The sequence below is a fragment of the Pseudomonas sp. MWU318 genome, assembly GCF_016756945.1.
Classification (GTDB): Bacteria; Pseudomonadota; Gammaproteobacteria; order Pseudomonadales; family Pseudomonadaceae; genus Aquipseudomonas; species Aquipseudomonas putida_A.
Window position 1 is genome coordinate 376,510 of the sequence record NZ_JAESJL010000006.1, and the last position, 17,994, is coordinate 394,503.

A 17,994-nucleotide genomic window follows, 5' to 3' on the forward strand; every position below is an offset into this window, starting at 1 on the left:
CCGCATGGGACTTGCATCATGATCGGACCGGCCATTCTTATCCTCCTGTGTCTGATCCTGCTCGGGCTGTCGATCTGGCTGTTCGTGCACGGTATCCACAAGACCAGCAACGAACGGGTGCTCAATCGTCTCGCGGTGGGGCAGCCGCAACTGGCCGCGCAGAAGCCGACCTGGGTCGGGCTTGAACGGATGTTTTTGCGCGCCGGGCTTGGCCGTCCCAGCGAGCGTTTCGGGCTGTGGATGACCCTGTGGGGCGTGGCGATTGTCATGGGTTATCTATTGGCGGACTGGATCGGTTTGCTGGCGATGCTGCTGGCACCGCCGCTGATCTTGCGCCTGTACATTTCCTGGCTGTACCACCGGCGGATCAAACGCATGATCGAGCAGTTGCCGCAGCTGCTCGACTACACCGTGCGCAGTCTCAAGTCCGGCCGCACCTTGAGCGACGCCGTCATGGGCGGCATCGAATCGAGCGACGATCCGCTGAAAAAAGCCATGGGCCGGGTGCAGCGTAACGTGCAACTGGGGGTCAATCTGCCGGATGCGGTCAGTGATTTCGCTGAACTCTACGAACAGGACGAACTGCGCATGTTTGCCCTCGGCCTCAAGGTCAATCATCGCTACGGCGGCAATGCCAGCGAGCTGCTGGAGAACCTTATCAAGCTGATCCGCGAACGTGACCAGGGCGCCCGGCAACTGCGCGCGCTCACTGGCGAAACACGCATGACGGCCTGGGTGCTGGGTTCGCTGCCGGTGATTCTGGTGAGCTACTTCATGCTGACCAACCCCGGCTACATGCTCGGCATGTGGCACGACTCCGGTGGTCGGACCATGTTGATCATCGCTGTGGTGTTGCAAGTGACCGGTTGCCTGGCGCTGTGGCGCATGTTGCGGAGTATTTGAAATGGTCTATCTCGCCGCTCTGATGCTGCTGCTCGGCGCGCTGTTGCTGGTGGTCAATCACCTGCTGACCGAGCGCCGCCGGGTACGCCAGGTCAACCAGCGGTTGCAGGGTCATCTGGTGCGCGAGAACCGTTTCGGTAGCTGGCTGCGTGCCTTGGGCAACAGCAGGTTCGGCCAGCGCTCGGTGAGCATCGACAGCGAAACCCAGACGCTGCTCAGTCGCCTGGGCTGGCGCCGCGCCAGTGAGCGCTCGCTGTTCGCCGCCTGCCAGATCGGCACGCCGCTGCTGGTTTTGGGGCTGGCGATATTTCTGCAGGAAGTGTTTTTCCCCCACGCCGCCAACCGCTGGATCGTGCCAATGCTCGCCACCGGTGCCGGTTATCTGTTGCCCAAGCGCTTGCTGGCTTACGCCGCCGGGCGTCGGCAGAAAACCATCGCCGTGGAAATCTCCACGTTCATCCCGCTGCTGCGCATCCTCTTCGAGTCGGGCATGGCGGTTGAACAAGCCTTGCGCGTGCTCAGCACCGAAGGGCAAAAACTGCTGCCGGAACTGACCCGCGAACTGCGCCTGATTCTGGCCCGGGTCGACTCGGGCCTGGAGTTGGGGCAGGAACTGAACAAGGCCTCGGTGATGCTCGCGGTCGATGAGTTCACCGACACCTGCGTGATCCTGCAGCAATTGATTCAGCAGGGCGGCGGGGCGATGAAATCGCTGCTGGCGCTCAAGCAATTGCTCGACGACCGCCGCCTGACCCGACTGCAGGAATACATTTCGAAGATGTCGGCGAAGATGTCGGTGGTGATGATGCTGTTTCTGTTTCCTGCCTTGCTGATCGTACTGGCCGGCCCGGGGTTCACTGCGATTACCCGGGCATTTGCAAACTGACGTTGGCTCATGGAGAGCGTTTGATGAAAGCACTGATTGTCGTGGCAAGTCTGTTGTTGCTCGGTGGTTGCGCCACCGACGGCCAGGCGCCGTGGTCGGCGATGCTCGCACCGACCAGTTGCAGCAAGCTCGATTCCGAACAGGAACTGGCGTTGAACCTGGCGGACGATCTGGCCAACGACGGCAAGCTGCACGCCAGCCTCGCCAACCTGCAAAGTCTGCCCGACAAACTGGTCGAGGTACGCCTGCGCAAGGCCAGGGTCTACCGCTTGCTCGGGCGCAGTGAAGCCGAGCCGCTGTATCGCGGTTTGCTCGGCACCTGTCTGACGGCGGACGCCGAACATGGCCTGGGACAGATCTATGCCGCCCGTGGCGACAACGGCCAGGCCCAGGCGCACTTGCAGCGCGCGGTACGTCTGGCGCCGACCAATGAAAAAATCCGCAACGACCTCGGCGTGGTCTATCTCAACCAGTTGCGTCTTGAAGACGCGCGCTTCGAGTTTCTGACCGCTATTGAACTCAAGCAGAACGATCAACTGGCCACGCTGAATCTGGTGAGCTTGCTGCTGTATCAGAACAACTGGCAGCAAGCCGCCGAAGTCGTCAGCCGCGCGCACCTGACGCCGGAGCAGTTCGCCGACGCCCAGGCCCGCGCGGAAAAACTCAAGGTGCCGGCCAAGGCTCCGACCGCGGCCGGTAATCAAGTAGCGGTGGTGGCTGACCCACAACCGTCGGCGCTCAAGTGACACTTCGGGAGATGACCATGAACACCTTGCACCGTGTTTGCTGCCTGGCCCTGCTCAGCGTGCCGTTCGCCGCCCAGGCGATCGACGCCGGCCCGGCCTCGGCGCAGCAACAGGAAACCGAAGGCTGGCTGGTGCTGCAAAGTCGCAACCAGGCCGCCTCGCCCAAACGGCAAACCGCCACGGCGGCGGAGCGGGAGCTGGCGCTGCAACGCTGGTTGAAAAAGTACAAATACGAGATTCCGGATTTCTACGACCCGGATGCGGGCGGCAAGATCGAGACCAAGAACTAGGCCGATGGCGTGGCTCAAGCCAGTCCGCTATCGCCGACAAGCCGGCGATGACAGACTGGCTGAAGGCCTACAACTGATAGCTGAAACTGATGCTGTATCGCGCCCGACGATTGAATGTATCCAGCGCTTCATCTGACATCGGCTTGGCGGCCTCCAACGCAATGTTGTAGTACTTGGCATCGCCGAAACGCAGGCCTACTGCTGCCGATGACAGGTCATTGCTCTGCACCGCCAGCTTGTTGAACCAGGTTTTCGAACGGTCCAGCACCACGTACGGCTGCAGGATGCGCACCCAGTTGCCGTCGCGATTGAAGCTGTAGTTGACCTCGTAAGCCGCGCCCCAGCCCTTGTCGCCCGACGCCTGATCGTCCGGGTAGCCACGGCCGAAATTCTGCCCGCCGAACACCGCGCGCTCGCTGTCAGGCAGGGTGTCGTCGCTCCAGTACAGTGCGGCTGACAGCACGCCTTGCCAGTTGTCGAAGAACTTGTCGCTTTGCACCCCGGAGAGGCGCAGGCGCAGGAAGTTCAGGTCCAGCGCAGGGTTGTTGGAGTGCGCGCCCATGCTGTCCAGACCTTGATACACACCGCCGCTGAGAATCCGCAATTGCCGGGCATCGCTCTTGCGCCAGTCACCTTCGAATGCGAGGGCGCGCACGTTGGTGCGCTCTTCGATGCTGATCGGATAGCCGACCACGTTGTAGCGGTTTTTATCATCCACTGCATAGAGCCGCGCTCCCGCGTTAAGCAGCTCGTTGGAGGCGGCAATGAACGGGTGGCTGACGCCTATAGAGTAACGATCGTCCTCCTTGTGCGGCTTGAGTTCGAAGCCGTCGCTGGTGAGCACATTGGTGCCCGGATCGGCCCGGTAGCGTGAGGCAAACAGGCTCAGTTGCGTGCCTTCACTGTTGAGAAACTGGTTGTAGTCCACACGGTAGTAGCGCTCGTGATCGTCGCCCGGCGGAAACAGACCGCTGAGGGTCAATTGCTCGCCCATGGCGGTCTGCGAGTTGCTGCTGACCCCCAGCAACGCCTGGGTGCCATTGCGGTTGTCTTCGGTGGTGCTCATGGTGCTGGTGAACGGTTTGCGGCTGGCCTGGGCCACCAGTGTTGTTGCGCCGTCGGTGGTGCCGGGCGGCGGTACTTGCGCCTGGATGGTCACGCCGGGGATGCGGGTCATCAGGGTGGTGTAGCGTTCGAAGGTCTTGCGGGTCAGCGGGCGTTCGGCCTGGATTTTGGCTGCCAGTTCGTCGAGCAGGCCTTTGACCCGGCCGACATCGCCCTGCACCTGCACATCGCGCACATAACCTTCCACCAGCACCACCCGCGCCACGCCATCGTCGAAGCGCTGTTGTGGCAGGAACGCATAGGACAGCAGATAGCCGTCCTTCTGGTAGCGTCGGGTGATGTCGCGCGTGGCTTCGATCAGATCGGCCAGGCTGGTCTGATGACCGATCAGCGGTTTGTAGACTTCGGCCAGTTCGTTGAGCGGGTAGATCGTGCCGCCTTCGATCTGCACGGTTTTCAGGTTGACTTTGGTCTCCATCAGCAACGGTTGTGCAGTCGCGGCGCCCGGGTCGGGTACTTGCAGGGGCGTCGCGGCGGGGCGATAGGCATCTGCCGGAAGGTTCGGCACGGGCAAGTTACGCGTGGTTTCGTTGCTGTTGAGAAAGCTGGGCAGGGTGTCGGCGAGGGCGGCGGAACTGATACTGAGGAACAGCAGGGATGCCATTACGCGCATAGGACACTCCATGGTCAGATCACAGCGCTGGGTTGAATTTTTCCTAAGAAAAAAGCGGAAGACTCGTGGGAATCTTCCGCCCTCAACCAAGCGTAGGCGCTGTAGGTGAGGCCGTCGAATCGGCCAGGTGCAATTTAGCGTTTGTTTCCTCCCAGACCGCCGGTCAGGCCACCGAGTACACCACCCAGGCCACCGGTTGCAGTACCGCCGGTACTGGTGCCGCCGTTGAGCAGGCCGCCGACCGCACCAACGGTAGCGCCGACGTTGCTGACCACACCACCGACGGCGGTAGTGACCGGGTTGTTGGTGGAGGCGATGGTGGCGCCAACGGTGCTGACTGCGCCGCCGACCTGACCGGTGAGGCCGGCGACCGGAGCACCCAGGCCTGTCGCTGCGCCAACTTGTTGGGTCACGCTGGTGACTGCACTGGTCACCGGATTAAGCCCGGCACCGACGGTGGCGCCGACGGTTGCCAGCGGCGAGGTGGTGGCCGTAATTGGTGTGCCCGAGCCACCGAGTACGGTGTTGAGCGAGGCGATGGTATTGCCCAGTCCGCCAGCCGTGACGCCGCCGGCGCTGACCACGCCGTTGGTGCTGCCGGCGTTCAGACCGGAGCCGACGTTGACCACGGCGCCGCCGACAGTTTGCAGCAAGCCGGTACCGCCCAGGCCGCCACCGAGACCCCCGCCCAATCCGCCACCGCTGCTGGTGCCGTTATCCACCAGCCCGCCGGCTTTGCCGACGGCGGTGCCGACATTGGTCAAGGCGCCGCCAAGCGTGTTGGTCACAGCATTGCCGCTGCCGGCACCTGTGACTTGGCCGCCCAGACCTTTGACTGCGCCACCGACCTGACCGATCACGCCATTGAGCGGAGCGCCGAGGCCGGTCGCATCGCCTACTTTGTCGGTGGTGCTTTCCACCATCGCAATCACGGGCACCAGACCGTTGCCGACACTCTTGGTCACTGAACCGAGTGGGCCGGTGGTGGTGGCCAGGCTCAGGGTGTCGCCGAGCATGGTGACTTTCTCGCCGACGCCATCGAGCACCGGTGCCACTTTGGTGACCACGCCGCCGACGACCGGAACGCTGCCGGTGGCGGTCGCCAGTTTGCCGCTCAGGTCCGATACACCGTTGCCGACATCGCTGACCACGCCGCCCACCGAGGATGCGGTGACGCCCAGACCGTTGTCGACGGTGCCCAGTTTGCCAATGCCGTTGGCCACGCCATTGCCCAAGGTGCTGACCACGTTGCCAGCGGTGTTGGCCGCACTTTGCACGACGCCACCGACCACCGGAACGGTGCTCAGCGAATCACCGACCTGGCCGACGCCGTCGCCGACGCCCGCGACGGTTTTGCCGACGTCCTGCACCAGGGTGGTAGTCACCAGCGGGGTGGTGGTCGGGTTGGTCGGATTGGTTGGATCCGTCGGATTGGTCGGATTTGTTGGATTGGTCGGGTTGCTTGGATCGGTACCGCCCGTGGTACCTGTTCCGCCGGTTCCACCAGTACCGCCTGTGCCTGCGGTATTGCCTGTGCCGCCAGTACCACCCGTGCCGCCAGTGCCCGACGTCGCGCTGTCTGGCGAAGAGCTGCCGGAGCTGCTGTGATGGCCGCCACCGCCGCTGCTGCAGCCAGCGAGTCCAAGGGAGAGGATCAATGCCAGAGCTGTTGCCGATTTGCACCACACTTGAGTTTTCATGATTGAGATTCCTTGCACCTGTAACAACATTCGTCGTTTTCGATGGCTCACCGATCTGTTGCCGGCGATGCCTCGTCCGTGGTGACAATCTCGATCGCGCAGTGCTTTCCCACCATTCTCAAGTTGGTATTAACGCCTTTATATATAAGGCGCCGCGCAGTGCCTAAGGACTAATACCCAGGATATAGACGCATAAAAAAAGGCCTTGAAAATCAAGGCCTGGAGTTTTTCAGAGTGCGGTGTCAAGCGTGGAAAAACTTAAGTGATATATACACAATTTACAGGCTTGCCCGGGGGGAGCGGTCAGGCAACCGGTTGCCACAGCCCGACCATGTGCTCCAGATCACCGGCGCCGATCAGGCGCAATTCGCCGCTCGACCCCGCCGCACTTGCCAGCAATGAAACCTCACTGGGCAAGCGCACCGGTTTGCGAAAGTGCACGGCGATTTCAAGGTTGGCCTTGGGTAGGTGATCCGCCAGTGCGGCGAGGGTACGTGCCTTGTTCCACAAGCCGTGAGCAATCGCCGTGGGAAAACCGAACAGCTTGGCACTGGCGGCGCTCAGGTGAATCGGGTTGTAGTCGCCCGAGACTTTGGCGTATTGCCGACCGATATCGGCCGGCGCTTTCCATTGCGCCACTTGCGTCAACACCTGGGACGGTTCCCAGTGTTGCTCTACGGGTTCGCCCTCGAGTTTCACCCCACGACAGAGCATCTGGCTTTCGGCTTCCCACAGTGGTCCGAGTTGATCGTCCAGAGTGGTCAGTACGTCGAAGGTCGCACCTTTTGGATGCGGCTGCAGGTTGTGCACGCGAACACTGACTTGCGCGCGACTGATCCCGCCCATTGGCCGCAACACGCGTATGCGGTTGCTCAGATGAATCAGCCCCAGCAGCGGGAACGGAAATTCCCTGGCCGTGAGCAATTGCATCTGCAGGGCGAACGCGAGGATATGTGGATAAGTCGGCGGCAGCAGGCCGTCATCGGCAAAGCCGCAGACTTTGCGATAGGCCGCCAGTTTCTGAATGTCGACCTCGACCCAGCAGCGCAAGCCGCTTTCTGGCAGTCGGGTGCCGGTGATCTTGCGCCGTGTCGCGGCCCGGGCATAAAGGCTGGGCAGGCTCGGTTCGCGGTCGAGGGTGTGCCATTCAATGCTCATGCCTATGCCCCCAGAACACTTTGTCCACAGACCCGCAGCGCCTGGCCGGTGAAGGCTCCGGTGCCCGGTTGCGCCAGCCACGCGACGGCTTCGGCGACGTCTTGCGGCAAACCGCCCTGGCCCAGCGAACTCATGCGCCGCCCGGCCTCACGCAGGCCGAACGGGATATGCGCGGTCATCTGGGTTTCGATGAAGCCCGGGGCCACGGCGTTGATGCTGATGCCGCGTTCGTGCAGCGTTGGCGCCCAGGCCTGGGCCAGGCCGATCAGCCCGGCCTTGCTCGCGGCGTAGTTGGTTTGTCCGCGATTGCCGGCGATGCCGCTGATCGAAGCCAGCAGAATCACCCGCGCATTGTCGTGCAGGGTGCCGCTGTCGAGCAGGGCCTTGGTCAGCACTTGCGGGGCATTGAGGTTGACCGCCAGCACCGCGTCCCAGAACTCCGGGGTCATGTTGGCCAGGGTCTTGTCGCGGGTGATCCCGGCGTTGTGCACCAGAATGTCGAGGCCCTCCGGCAGCTGTTCGACCAGTTGCGCGGCGGCATCTTCGGCGCAGATGTCGAGGGTGATCGCCCGGCCGCCGAGGCGCGCGGCGAGGGCTTCCAGTTCGGTCTTGGCCGGTGGTACGTCGAGCAGAATCACCTCGGCGCCATCGCGGGCCAGTGTCTCGGCGATGGATGCGCCGATCCCGCGTGCCGCACCGGTGACCAGCGCCTTGCGTCCGGCCAATGGCCGCGTCCAGTCTGTGACTGGCGTGGCGCATGCGTTCAGGCGAATCACTTGCCCGGAGACAAAGGCACTTTTCGGCGACAGGAAAAATCGCAGCGGGCCTTCCAGTTGATCTTCGGCACCCTCACCGACATAGATCAGTTGCAGCGTGCCGCCGCTGCGCAGCTCCTTGGCCAGCGAACGTGAAAAGCCTTCGAGCGCCCGTTGCGCACTGGATGCAAAGGGCTCGCGCAGGGTTTCCGGGGCGCGGCCGAGAATCACCAGGTGCGCGCTGCTGTCGAGGTTTTTCATCAACGGCTGGAAGAATTCGCGCAGCTGTTTGAGCTGGTCGGTGTGCTGCAGATCACTGGCGTCGAACACCACGGCCTTGAGTTTCGGCCCGTGCCCGGGAATCCACGCGGTGGCCAGAGAAGGTTCGGTGCCGTAGCTGTAGATCGAGTCGGTCAGGCGGTTGGCGAACGCATTGACCCGCTCGGCCAGCGGCCCACCGCCGATCAGCAGCGCACCGTCCACCGGCCGCAGGCGTCCGGCCTGCCAGCGTTCCAGCCGCACCGGCGACGGCAGGCCCAAAGCCCCGACCAGACGGTGGCCGATGGATGAGTTGGCGAAGTCGATATAGCGGTCAGACATGGAACGCTCTCCAAAAGTTGGGGTTCAAAGTGTGGACTACCAACGGCAATCAATCGTTCGATCCACGCAATAAGGCCTACGCTAGAACAGCAGAGTAGTTGGCCGCCGATGGTTGTGTGGCCAAACACAAATTCAGAAACAACGTTGAACCCTGTAGGAGTGACCTGTGGCGAGGGGATTCATCCCCGATCGGCTGCGAAGCAGTCGCAATGTATAGCGATTGCAATGAGGGGGCCGCTGCGCGACCCATCGGGGATGAATCCCCTCACCACAGGCTCACTCCTACAAAGGATTCAGGTGAATTCGACCATTTGGAAAAGGAGCTTTTCATGAGTCAGCTGCGCCGCGTCGCCATCATCGGTGGTAACCGTATTCCTTTCGCCCGCGCCAATGGGCCGTACGCCACTGCCAGCAATCAGGTGATGCTCACCGCCGCGCTGGAAGGCCTGATCGAACGCTACAACCTGCACGGCCTGCGCATCGGCGAAGTGGTGGCGGGGGCGGTGCTTAAATTGTCACGGGATATGAACCTGACCCGCGAGTGCGTGCTCGGCTCGCGGCTGTCGCCGGCCACCCCGGCCTATGACATCCAGCAAGCCTGCGGCACCGGGCTGGAGGCAGCGCTGCTGGTGGCCAACAAAATCGCCCTTGGCCAGATCGACTGCGGCATTGCCGGTGGCGTCGACACCACCTCGGACGCGCCGATCAGCGTCAGCGAAGGCTTGCGCAAAATCCTTCTGCAGGCCAACCGCGCCAAGACCACCGGCGACAAGCTGAAGACCTTTCTGCAACTGCGTCCGCGGCACCTGATCCCGGAGTTTCCGCGTAACGGCGAACCGCGCACCGGCCTGTCGATGGGCCAGCACTGCGAACTGATGGCGCAGACCTGGAATATTCCGCGTGAAGAGCAGGATCAACTGGCCCTCGAAAGCCATCACAAACTCGCTGCGTCCTACAGTGAAGGCTGGCACAACGACCTGATGACACCGTTCCTCGGCCTGACCCGCGACAACAACCTGCGCCCGGACCTGACCCTGGAAAAACTCGCCACGCTCAAACCCGCTTTCGAAAAAAGCGCGAAGGGCACGCTGACGGCAGGCAACTCCACGCCGCTCACCGACGGCGCTTCGGTGGTGCTGCTGGGTAGCGAGGAATGGGCGAAGGAGCGTGGTCTGCCGATCCTCGCCTACCTGCGCGATGGTGAAGCGGCGGCGGTGGATTTCGTCAACGGCGCCGAAGGGCTGTTGATGGCGCCGGTGTATGCCGTGCCGCGCTTGCTGGCGCGTAATGGGTTGACCCTGCAAGACTTCGATTACTACGAAATTCACGAAGCGTTCGCCGCGCAGGTGCTGTGCACGCTCAAGGCCTGGGAAGACCCCGAATACTGCAAGACGCGTTTGGGGCTGGAGGCACCGCTGGGTTCGATCGACCGCAGCCGGCTGAATGTGAAAGGCAGCTCGTTGGCGGCGGGGCATCCGTTTGCCGCGACCGGCGGGCGGATTGTCGCCAACCTGGCGAAACTGCTGGATGCGGCCGGCAAGGGCAGGGGGCTGATTTCGATCTGCGCGGCCGGGGGGCAGGGTGTCACCGCAATCATCGAGCGCTAAAAGATCGCAGCCGTCGGCGCCAGTCTCTTGTAGGCGCTGCCGCAGGCTGCGATCTTTTGACCCTGAATCTTTTCATCACCGTAGCGTGTCAGATTCTGTCGCAAATGCCCTCGACGGCCGATAGCTACAAGTAAGGTGGGCTCGGCTATGATCGGCAAAGCTCGATTATTTCGGCACAGTGTGTGCATCCACAGGGTTCACAGGTCGGCAACCCCTCCCCGTAGCGCGAGGATTGCCGTATAACGAGTGACATTCGCGTGTTTGGTAATAAAGGACCCACAATAAAAGCTGATGAAGACTCCAAAACGCATTGAACCCCTGATCGAAGACGGTCTGGTCGACGAAGTGCTGCGCCCACTCATGAGTGGTAAAGAAGCAGCTGTTTATGTGGTGCGCTGCGGTAACCAGTTACGTTGCGCGAAGGTTTACAAGGAGGCGAACAAACGCAGTTTCCGCCAGGCAGCCGAGTATCAGGAAGGCCGCAAGGTGCGTAACAGCCGGCAGGCCCGAGCGATGGCCAAGGGTTCGAAATTCGGTCGCAAGGAGACCGAAGACGCCTGGCAGAACGCCGAAGTCGCGGCGCTGTTCCGTTTGGCCGGTGCCGGCGTGCGAGTGCCCAAGCCGTATGATTTTCTCGATGGCGTGCTGCTGATGGAGCTTGTGGCCGACGAATATGGCGATGCCGCGCCGCGTCTGAACGACGTGGCGCTGGAGCCGGATCAGGCCCGCGAATATCACGCGTTCCTGATTTCGCAGATCGTGCTGATGTTGTGTACTGGTCTGGTGCACGGTGACCTCTCGGAGTTCAACGTGCTCCTGACCCCGACCGGCCCGGTGATCATCGACCTGCCGCAGGCGGTGGATGCCGCCGGCAACAACCACGCGTTCAGCATGCTCGAGCGCGATGTGGGCAACATGGCTTCGTACTTCGGGCGCTTTGCCCCGGAGCTGAAGCAGACCCGCTACGCGAAGGAAATGTGGGCGTTGTACGAAGCCGGCACCTTGCACCCCAACAGCGTGCTGACCGGTGAGTTCGATGATCCGGAAGATCTGGCTGACGTTGGCGGTGTGTTGCGCGAGATCGAAGCGGCGCGGCTCGACGAAGAGCGCAAGCAGGCGATCCGTGCGGCGGATGACGAGCCCAAAGGCAAGTCCGACGAACCGCCTCCGCCACCGTGGATGCAGTAAACGCATGAACAGAAACCCGGCTTCGGCCGGGTTTTTTGTACCCGGTACGCATGGACACCTTGTAGGAGCTGCCGAAGGCTGCGATCTTTTGCCCTGGATTTTAAAAGGCCAGATCAGCAGATCGCAGCCTTCGGCAGCTCCTACAAGGAATGTATGTGAACGCCTCGCACAACGCCCGCCTCATCATCACCGCCCGGCTGATTTCCGACTTCGGCGCCTTCCTCAACATGGTCGCGCTGGCGACTTACGTTTACCTGCTGAGCAACAGCGCGATGAGCGTCGGGGTGTTCCTCGCCAGTCGGGTCGGCGGGGGGATTTTTGCCAGCCTGATGGGTACACGCTTCTACCGGCGCTGGAATGGCCGGGTGCCGCTGATCGCCTTCGATCTGCTGCGCGCGGCGCTGCTCGGTCTGCTGTTGATCCTGCCGGTGAGCCAGCAGGCGTTGCTGTTGCCGGTGATTGCTTTCGGCCTGGGCTTTGGCAACTCGATGTTCGCCATCGGTCTCAATAGCCAGCTGCCGAGGTTGATCGAACCGGTGCAGCTACTGAAAACCAATGCCTGGATCACCTCGGCGTCGTCGGCGGCGATGGTTGGCGGCAGCCTGGTCTCCGGTTTGTTGGTGGCGGCATTCGGTTTTGAAACGGTGTTTGCGCTCAATGCGCTGACCTATGTGCTGGCGGCGCTGCTGATTGCGCCGTTGCGCTTCGCCGCTGCACAAGTCTGCGAACAATCAACCAGCGAGCGCGGCGAATGGTCAGCCCTGAAACAAGGCCTGCGCAGCGCTCCGGTGATTGCGGCGATGCTCGCCGTGACCATGGCCGACACCTTGGGCAGCGCCGCGCATAACGTCGGATTCCCGATCATCTCCAGACTGCTGACACCCGATTCGGCCAGCACCACGCTGGGCCTGATGCTGGCGGTGTGGGCCAGCGGCAAACTGCTCGGAGCGCGGATTGCCAGTCGCCTCAAAGGCACGGATAACCGTGATTTGGAACGACGGTATTTCTTCGGCGTGGCGTTGATGTCCTGCGGTTTTATCCTGATGTTCCAGCAACACAGCCTGCTCGGCCTGCTGCTGTTTTCCCTGCCGGCGGGGTTGGGTGACGGTATTTCTGAAGTCGGCCTGATGTCGCGCCTGCAACGTGAACCGGAGCATTTGCGCCTGCCGATTTTCAGTTTCCTGACCTTGCTGCAAATGACCGGGTTCGGTGTTGGCATGCTGATCGCCGCACCGTTCTATGGATGGTGGACGCCGGGTGCCGTGGTGCTGCTGTTCCACGGCATCCCGCTCGGCACCTTGTTGACCGTGAAGTTGCTGGCGCTCAGGCGCGGGCGGGTTGCGCGCAGCAGCCCGACGCCAGCTCCTTGAGGATCGGACAGTCGGGGCGATGGTCGCCATTACAGTGCTCGACCAGATCCTGCAGGGTGTCGCGCAACTCGCCGAGTTCGCGGATCTTCTGATTCAGCTCGTCGATGTGCTGACGCGCCAGGGCCTTCACATCGGCGCTGGCACGTTGGCGATCCTGCCACAGGGTCAGCAGCTTGCCGACTTCTTCCAGGGAAAAACCCAGATCCCGCGAACGCTTGATGAACGCCAGGGTGTGCAGGTCATCATCGCTGTAGACCCGGTAGCCGCTGTCGGTGCGATGGGCAGCCTTGAGCAGGCCGATCGACTCGTAATAGCGGATCATCTTCGCGCTCAGGCCGCTGTGCCGGGCCGCTTGGCCGATGTTCATCGATACTCCTCCAGATCCTTCGGTTTCCAGGTTTTCAACAGTAGCGCATTGCTCACCACGCTGACGCTCGACAGTGCCATCGCTGCACCGGCCAGCACTGGGTTCAGGAAGCCGAACGCCGCCAGTGGAATGCCGATCAGGTTGTAGACGAAGGCCCAGAACAGGTTCTGGCGGATCTTCGCGTAGGTCTTGCGGCTGATCTCCAGCGCCGCCGGCACCAGCCGTGGGTCGCCGCGCATCAGGGTAATGCCGGCGGCGTGCATGGCCACGTCGGTGCCGCCGCCCATGGCGATACCGATGTCGGCAGCGGCCAGTGCGGGGGCGTCGTTGATGCCGTCGCCAACCATCGCCACCACGCCGGTTTTCTTCAGTTCGGCGACGGTCGCGGCTTTGTCGGCGGGGAGCACTTCGGCGTGGACATTGCTGATACCCAGGGCCTCGGCGACCACTTTTGCGCTGCCACGGTTGTCGCCGGTCAGCAGATGGCTGTGGATACCTCGGGCAGCCAGTTGTTGCACCGCTTGCAGTGCGCCGGGCTTGAGCGTGTCGCCGAAGGCGAACAAGCCGAGTACACGCGGTTCCGGGCTTTGCTCGATCAGCCACGACAGGGTTCGGCCTTGGCTTTCCCAAGCCTTGGCGGACTCGGCGAGATTGCCCGCGCTCAGGCCACTTTCTTCCAGCAAGCGCCGATTGCCCAGCGCCAGGCGCCGACCATCAAGCGTGCCAGCGATACCGCGCCCGGTCAGGGACTGACTGTCGCTGACATCCGGCACCGGCAGACCGCGCTCGGCAGCAGCGTCCAGCACGGTTTTGGCCAGCGGGTGCTCACTGCCGCGTTGCAGGGCACCGGCCAGTCTCAGCAGGATATTTTCATCGCCATCCAACGCACTGAAATGGGCGATACGCGGGGTGCCGGAAGTCAGCGTGCCGGTCTTGTCGAAGACCACATTATCGACTGCATGGGCACGTTCCAGCGCTTCGGCATCCTTGATCAGAATCCCGTGACGCGCAGCCACGCCGGTGCCGGCCATGATTGCCGTCGGCGTGGCGAGGCCGAGGGCACACGGACAGGCAATCACCAGCACAGCGACGGCATTGATCAACGCGGTTTCCATGGACGCGCCGTACAGCCACCAACCGATCAGGGTGGCGAGGGCAATCAGCAACACGCTGGGCACGAATACCTGGCTGACTTTATCCACCAGTTTCTGGATCGGTGCTTTTGCCGCCTGAGCGTCCTCGACCAGACGGATGATTCGCGCCAACACGCTTTCTGCGCCTAGGGCGGTAGTGCGCACCAGCAGCCGACCTTCACCGTTGATCGCGCCGCCGGTGACTTTGTCGCCCGGCTGTTTTGGCACTGGCAGGCTTTCGCCGCTGATCAGCGCTTCGTCCGCGTGGCTCTGACCTTCAAGTACTTCGCCGTCTACCGGGAAACGTTCACCGGGTTTGACCAAGACCTGATCGTTCAGACGCAGGGCGCTGATTGCCACGTCCTGTTCGCGACCGTCGATGACTTGAATCGCCCGTTCCGGGCGCAAGGCTTCGAGCGCGCGGATGGCGCTCGCAGTCTGACGCTTGGCGCGGCTTTCCAGATATTTGCCGAGCAGCACCAGGGCGATCACGACGGCTGAGGCTTCGAAATACAGATGTGGCATACGCCCGGCGGCGGTCGCCCATTCGTACAGGCTCAGGCCATAACCGGCGCTGGTGCCGAGGGCGACCAGCAAGTCCATGTTACCGGCGCCGGCGCGCACGGCTTTCCACGCGGCCACGTAAAACCGTGCACCGAAAATGAATTGCACCGGGGTGGCGAGGGCGAATTGCGCCCAGGCCGGAAGCATCCAGTGAATGCCGAACGGTTGCAGCAGCATCGGCAGCACCAGCGGCAAGGCCAGGGCGATGGCGCAGATCAGCGCCCAGCGTTCATGTTGCAGGCGCTGTTGCTGGTTATCGGTGGCGGGATATTCGGCTTGCCAGACGCTGGCCGAGTAACCAGCCTTGCTCACGGCGTCGAGCAGCAATTGCGGATCGACCTGACCGAGCAATTCGAGGTGCGCACGTTCATTGGCGAGGTTGACGCTGACGCTCTTCACCCCGGGGACTTTGTCCAGGGCGCGCTCGACGCGACCGACGCACGAAGCGCAGGTCATGCCGTCGATGCTCAACTCCACCGTCTGCTGTGGCACGCTGTAACCGGCGCGTTCAACCGCCTCCATCAACGCCGGCAAGCTGTCACCAGGCGCCTGGACGCGGGCCTGTTCGGTGGCGAGATTGACGCTGACGGCACTGGCGCCGCTGACTTTGCGCAACGCCCGCTCGACACGCCCGGCGCAACTGGCGCAGGTCATGCCGGCAATCGGCAGATCGAAAGTGATGGAATCGGACATCGGTCTTACTCCCTGTAGAAGATGCCTACAAGGATCAACCCTGCCACGCGGGCAAGGTCAAGCGCAAAAGATCGCAGCCTTCGGCAGCTCCTACAGTTGGATTGCATTCCAATGTAGAAGCTGCCGAAGGCTGCGATCTTTTGCGCTTGACTCAGTATTCGAGGGCGGCAGGTCGCAGGTACAAGCCTTTGGCATTTGCCGCGATCCGGTACTTCACCACATCGCCGGCCTTGAGCGATATCTCCTGCGCGGGCGGTGCCAGCATGCCTGCCTGGCAACCCGGCACTTGGCCAGGCAGCTGTTTCAGACGAATGGAAAGCGTGCCGTGGGGCAGGTTGAAGGAAGTAGTCTGTTCCTGCAGCAGGCGCCCAGCGAGTTGATCATTGACGTACACGCCAATCTCGCAGGAAGTCGGCACTTCCAGACGCTCGCGCGAAATGATCAGTACGGCGTAGTCCTCGCCGGTCGCATTGGCCTGGGGCAGGGCGGCAAAGAGGCTGAGCAAGCCAAACAGGCTGAAAGCTGACCAGCGCATGGCTGAATCTCCTGAATTTGAGTCATTGATGCACGCAGCTTGGCTGAGCGCGACGCCGATTGCCAGCCCGGCAGGTTTCTGCAGAACTTGACCTTGCCATGGTGGCAAGCTCGACACTGCCGGCAACCTCACTCAAAGGAGTCCATCCATGCAAGTGTTCAGCGTTCAAGGCATGTCTTGCGGTCACTGCGTCAAAGCCATCACCAACGCCGTGCAGGCGAAAGATCCGGCGGCCAGCGTGCGGGTCGATCTGGGGACCAAGGAAGTCGGCGTCGAAAGTTCGCTCAGCCCCGAGCAGGTGATCGAGGTCATCAGCGATGAAGGTTACCCGGTAAAACTCGCCGGGTGATCAAAAGCCAAAAGATCGCAGCCTGCGGCAGCTCCTACAGGGTATTGGTGCGGCTCCTGTAGGAGCTGCCGCAGGCTGCGATCTTTTGATCTTTGCTGTGCAGTTCGTCTGACTTTCTAATAGTTAGCGAGCTATCGGAATGTTCAAGGCGGCCCTGCGCGGCTAGACTGTCGGGCTGCCGACTTCTATCCCACCTGGATGCCTGATGAACTTCCGTACCATTCTGATTCTCGGTGCCCTGAGCGCCTTCGGTCCGCTGGCGATCGACTTTTATTTGCCGGCGTTCCCGTCGATGGCACTGGCCTTTGGCACTGATGAAAAGCATGTGCAACTGACCCTGGCGGCCTATTTCGCCGGCCTGTCGATCGGGCAGTTGCTGTACGGTCCGGTAGCCGACCGGTTTGGGCGGCGCCTGCCGCTGTTGGTCGGTGTCGGCCTGTTCACCCTGGCCTCGCTGGCCTGTGCCTATGCACCGAATCTGGAATGGCTGATCGGCGCGCGTTTCGTTCAGGCACTGGGCGGCTGTGCGGGGATGGTGATTTCCCGGGCGGTGGTCAGCGACAAGTGCGATGCGGTCGGTTCGGCGAAAGTCTTTTCGCAACTGATGCTGGTGATGGGGTTGGCGCCGATCCTCGCGCCGCTGCTCGGCGGTCTGTTGGTCAACACCACGGGTTGGCAGTCGATCTTCCTCGCACTGACCGGCTTCAGCGCACTGGCCGCCCTCGCTGTGGCGCTGGGTCTGCCGGAAAGTCTGCCGGACTACGTGCCGCGCCAGCCGTTGTCCGGTGCGTTGCGCCAATACGGCCGGTTGTTCGGCGACCGGGTGTTTCTCGGCCACGCCCTGACCGGCGGCATCGCAGTTGCCGGGATGTTTTCCTACATCGCCGGTTCGCCGTTCGTCTTCATCAAACTCTATGGCGTACCGGCCGAGCATTTCGGCTGGCTGTTCGGCACCAATGCGGCGGGCTTCATTCTGGTCGCCCAGGTCAACGCGCGGCTGTTGGCCAAGCGCGGTCCGGCGTTCCTGCTGGCGCGGGCGGTGTGGGTTTATCTGCTGGCCGGAGTGACTTTGCTTGCGGTCAGCGCCATGCACACCGAAGCCTTGTGGCCGCTGTTGATTCCATTGTTCGTGTGTATCGCCAGCCTCGGCTGCATTCTGCCCAATGCCTCGGCTTGCGCGATGAACGGTCAGGGCGCACGCGCCGGCAGCGCCTCGGCACTGATGGGTTGTCTGCAGTTCAGCGTGGCTTCCGGCGCGGCTTCGCTGGTGGGCATTCTGCACGACGGCAGCGCCATGCCGATGGCGATGGTCATCAGCCTGTGCGGGTTGCTGGTGGTGAGCGTTGCGATGTACACCCGGCATTTGCAGAATGCCCGGGCACTGGCGCAAGCACAGGCCGAAGCCTGATTGC

The 17,994-nt window shown here is 62.4% G+C and carries 16 protein-coding genes; 9 read left to right on the forward strand and 7 right to left on the reverse strand.

The window, feature by feature from the left end:
- Positions 1 to 18 precede the first annotated feature (18 nt).
- The 4 genes from JN524_RS16895 to JN524_RS16910 are packed head-to-tail and all read left to right on the forward strand — an operon-like array spanning position 19 to position 2,825.
- On the forward strand, positions 19 to 903 hold the full coding sequence (locus JN524_RS16895) for a type II secretion system F family protein (protein ID WP_202370060.1): 885 nt from the start codon (positions 19 to 21) through the stop codon (positions 901 to 903).
- Between the two features lies 1 nt (position 904).
- Complete coding sequence (locus JN524_RS16900; RefSeq protein ID WP_202370061.1) at positions 905 to 1,789, forward strand: type II secretion system F family protein; 885 nt, start codon at positions 905 to 907, stop codon at positions 1,787 to 1,789.
- A gap of 23 nt (positions 1,790 to 1,812) precedes the next feature.
- Positions 1,813 to 2,535 (forward strand): tetratricopeptide repeat protein, encoded by a 723-nt coding sequence (locus JN524_RS16905; RefSeq protein ID WP_202370062.1) that lies wholly within the window; start codon positions 1,813 to 1,815, stop codon positions 2,533 to 2,535.
- Between the two features lie 17 nt (positions 2,536 to 2,552).
- The gene (locus JN524_RS16910; RefSeq protein ID WP_202370063.1) at positions 2,553 to 2,825 is read left to right on the forward strand and encodes a DUF3613 domain-containing protein; all 273 of its coding nucleotides are present in this window, start codon (positions 2,553 to 2,555) and stop codon (positions 2,823 to 2,825) included.
- 67 nt (positions 2,826 to 2,892) lie between these two features.
- On the opposite strand, the gene JN524_RS16915 is transcribed toward JN524_RS16910, so the two are convergent.
- From JN524_RS16915 to JN524_RS16930, 4 genes are all read right to left on the reverse strand, one after another.
- Positions 2,893 to 4,563: a ShlB/FhaC/HecB family hemolysin secretion/activation protein gene (locus JN524_RS16915; protein ID WP_202370064.1), complete on the reverse strand. Its 1,671-nt coding sequence runs from the start codon at positions 4,561 to 4,563 to the stop codon at positions 2,893 to 2,895.
- Between the two features lie 134 nt (positions 4,564 to 4,697).
- Positions 4,698 to 6,263: a collagen-like triple helix repeat-containing protein gene (locus JN524_RS16920; RefSeq protein WP_202370065.1), complete on the reverse strand. Its 1,566-nt coding sequence runs from the start codon at positions 6,261 to 6,263 to the stop codon at positions 4,698 to 4,700.
- A gap of 303 nt (positions 6,264 to 6,566) precedes the next feature.
- A complete protein-coding gene (locus JN524_RS16925) occupies positions 6,567 to 7,421 on the reverse strand; it encodes a MaoC family dehydratase (protein ID WP_202370066.1) in 855 nt (284 codons plus the stop codon).
- Between the two features lie 2 nt (positions 7,422 to 7,423).
- Complete coding sequence (locus tag JN524_RS16930; protein WP_202370067.1) at positions 7,424 to 8,776, reverse strand: 3-oxoacyl-ACP reductase; 1,353 nt, start codon at positions 8,774 to 8,776, stop codon at positions 7,424 to 7,426.
- Positions 8,777 to 9,105: 329 nt separating this feature from the next.
- Here JN524_RS16930 and JN524_RS16935 point away from each other — a divergent pair, with 329 nt between their 5' ends.
- From JN524_RS16935 to JN524_RS16945, 3 genes are all read left to right on the forward strand, one after another.
- Positions 9,106 to 10,383 (forward strand): acetyl-CoA C-acetyltransferase, encoded by a 1,278-nt coding sequence (locus JN524_RS16935; RefSeq protein WP_202370068.1) that lies wholly within the window; start codon positions 9,106 to 9,108, stop codon positions 10,381 to 10,383.
- 291 nt (positions 10,384 to 10,674) lie between these two features.
- Positions 10,675 to 11,571 carry a PA4780 family RIO1-like protein kinase gene (locus JN524_RS16940; RefSeq protein ID WP_202370069.1) on the forward strand — a complete coding sequence of 299 codons (897 nt, stop codon included), beginning with the start codon at positions 10,675 to 10,677 and terminating at the stop codon, positions 11,569 to 11,571.
- Between the two features lie 149 nt (positions 11,572 to 11,720).
- The gene (locus JN524_RS16945; protein WP_202370070.1) at positions 11,721 to 12,941 is read left to right on the forward strand and encodes an MFS transporter; all 1,221 of its coding nucleotides are present in this window, start codon (positions 11,721 to 11,723) and stop codon (positions 12,939 to 12,941) included.
- Here JN524_RS16945 and cueR read toward each other — a convergent pair.
- The 3 genes from cueR to JN524_RS16960 all read right to left on the reverse strand — a co-directional run bounded on the left by cueR (position 12,895) and on the right by JN524_RS16960 (position 16,233).
- The gene (gene cueR / locus JN524_RS16950) at positions 12,895 to 13,308 is read right to left on the reverse strand and encodes a Cu(I)-responsive transcriptional regulator (protein ID WP_007962968.1); all 414 of its coding nucleotides are present in this window, start codon (positions 13,306 to 13,308) and stop codon (positions 12,895 to 12,897) included. The two genes, JN524_RS16945 and cueR, sit on opposite strands and share 47 nt — an antisense overlap.
- Entirely contained in the window at positions 13,305 to 15,698 is a 2,394-nt protein-coding gene (locus JN524_RS16955; RefSeq protein ID WP_202370071.1) for a heavy metal translocating P-type ATPase, read from the reverse strand. The genes cueR and JN524_RS16955 overlap by 4 nt, the downstream gene beginning before the upstream one ends.
- Positions 15,699 to 15,849: 151 nt before the next feature.
- Entirely contained in the window at positions 15,850 to 16,233 is a 384-nt protein-coding gene (locus tag JN524_RS16960) for a hypothetical protein (RefSeq protein WP_007962965.1), read from the reverse strand.
- A gap of 148 nt (positions 16,234 to 16,381) precedes the next feature.
- On the opposite strand from JN524_RS16960, the gene JN524_RS16965 reads away from it, so the two are divergent.
- The gene (locus tag JN524_RS16965; RefSeq protein ID WP_202370072.1) at positions 16,382 to 16,582 is read left to right on the forward strand and encodes a heavy-metal-associated domain-containing protein; all 201 of its coding nucleotides are present in this window, start codon (positions 16,382 to 16,384) and stop codon (positions 16,580 to 16,582) included.
- A gap of 205 nt (positions 16,583 to 16,787) precedes the next feature.
- Positions 16,788 to 17,990 (forward strand): multidrug effflux MFS transporter, encoded by a 1,203-nt coding sequence (locus tag JN524_RS16970; protein ID WP_202370073.1) that lies wholly within the window; start codon positions 16,788 to 16,790, stop codon positions 17,988 to 17,990.
- Positions 17,991 to 17,994: the final 4 nt, after the last annotated feature.

What these genes read in the sequence shown, in the direction of transcription:
- JN524_RS16895 (WP_202370060.1), top strand. Translation starts at nt 19, where the DNA reads ATGATCGGACCGGCCATTCTTATCCTCCTGTGTCTGATCCTGCTCGGG.
- JN524_RS16900 (WP_202370061.1), top strand. Translation starts at nt 905, where the DNA reads ATGGTCTATCTCGCCGCTCTGATGCTGCTGCTCGGCGCGCTGTTGCTG.
- JN524_RS16905 (WP_202370062.1), top strand. Translation starts at nt 1,813, where the DNA reads ATGAAAGCACTGATTGTCGTGGCAAGTCTGTTGTTGCTCGGTGGTTGC.
- JN524_RS16910 (WP_202370063.1), top strand. Translation starts at nt 2,553, where the DNA reads ATGAACACCTTGCACCGTGTTTGCTGCCTGGCCCTGCTCAGCGTGCCG.
- JN524_RS16915 (WP_202370064.1), bottom strand. Translation starts at nt 4,563, where the DNA reads ATGCGCGTAATGGCATCCCTGCTGTTCCTCAGTATCAGTTCCGCCGCC.
- JN524_RS16920 (WP_202370065.1), bottom strand. Translation starts at nt 6,263, where the DNA reads ATGAAAACTCAAGTGTGGTGCAAATCGGCAACAGCTCTGGCATTGATC.
- JN524_RS16925 (WP_202370066.1), bottom strand. Translation starts at nt 7,421, where the DNA reads ATGAGCATTGAATGGCACACCCTCGACCGCGAACCGAGCCTGCCCAGC.
- JN524_RS16930 (WP_202370067.1), bottom strand. Translation starts at nt 8,776, where the DNA reads ATGTCTGACCGCTATATCGACTTCGCCAACTCATCCATCGGCCACCGT.
- JN524_RS16935 (WP_202370068.1), top strand. Translation starts at nt 9,106, where the DNA reads ATGAGTCAGCTGCGCCGCGTCGCCATCATCGGTGGTAACCGTATTCCT.
- JN524_RS16940 (WP_202370069.1), top strand. Translation starts at nt 10,675, where the DNA reads ATGAAGACTCCAAAACGCATTGAACCCCTGATCGAAGACGGTCTGGTC.
- JN524_RS16945 (WP_202370070.1), top strand. Translation starts at nt 11,721, where the DNA reads ATGTATGTGAACGCCTCGCACAACGCCCGCCTCATCATCACCGCCCGG.
- cueR (WP_007962968.1), bottom strand. Translation starts at nt 13,308, where the DNA reads ATGAACATCGGCCAAGCGGCCCGGCACAGCGGCCTGAGCGCGAAGATG.
- JN524_RS16955 (WP_202370071.1), bottom strand. Translation starts at nt 15,698, where the DNA reads ATGTCCGATTCCATCACTTTCGATCTGCCGATTGCCGGCATGACCTGC.
- JN524_RS16960 (WP_007962965.1), bottom strand. Translation starts at nt 16,233, where the DNA reads ATGCGCTGGTCAGCTTTCAGCCTGTTTGGCTTGCTCAGCCTCTTTGCC.
- JN524_RS16965 (WP_202370072.1), top strand. Translation starts at nt 16,382, where the DNA reads ATGCAAGTGTTCAGCGTTCAAGGCATGTCTTGCGGTCACTGCGTCAAA.
- JN524_RS16970 (WP_202370073.1), top strand. Translation starts at nt 16,788, where the DNA reads ATGAACTTCCGTACCATTCTGATTCTCGGTGCCCTGAGCGCCTTCGGT.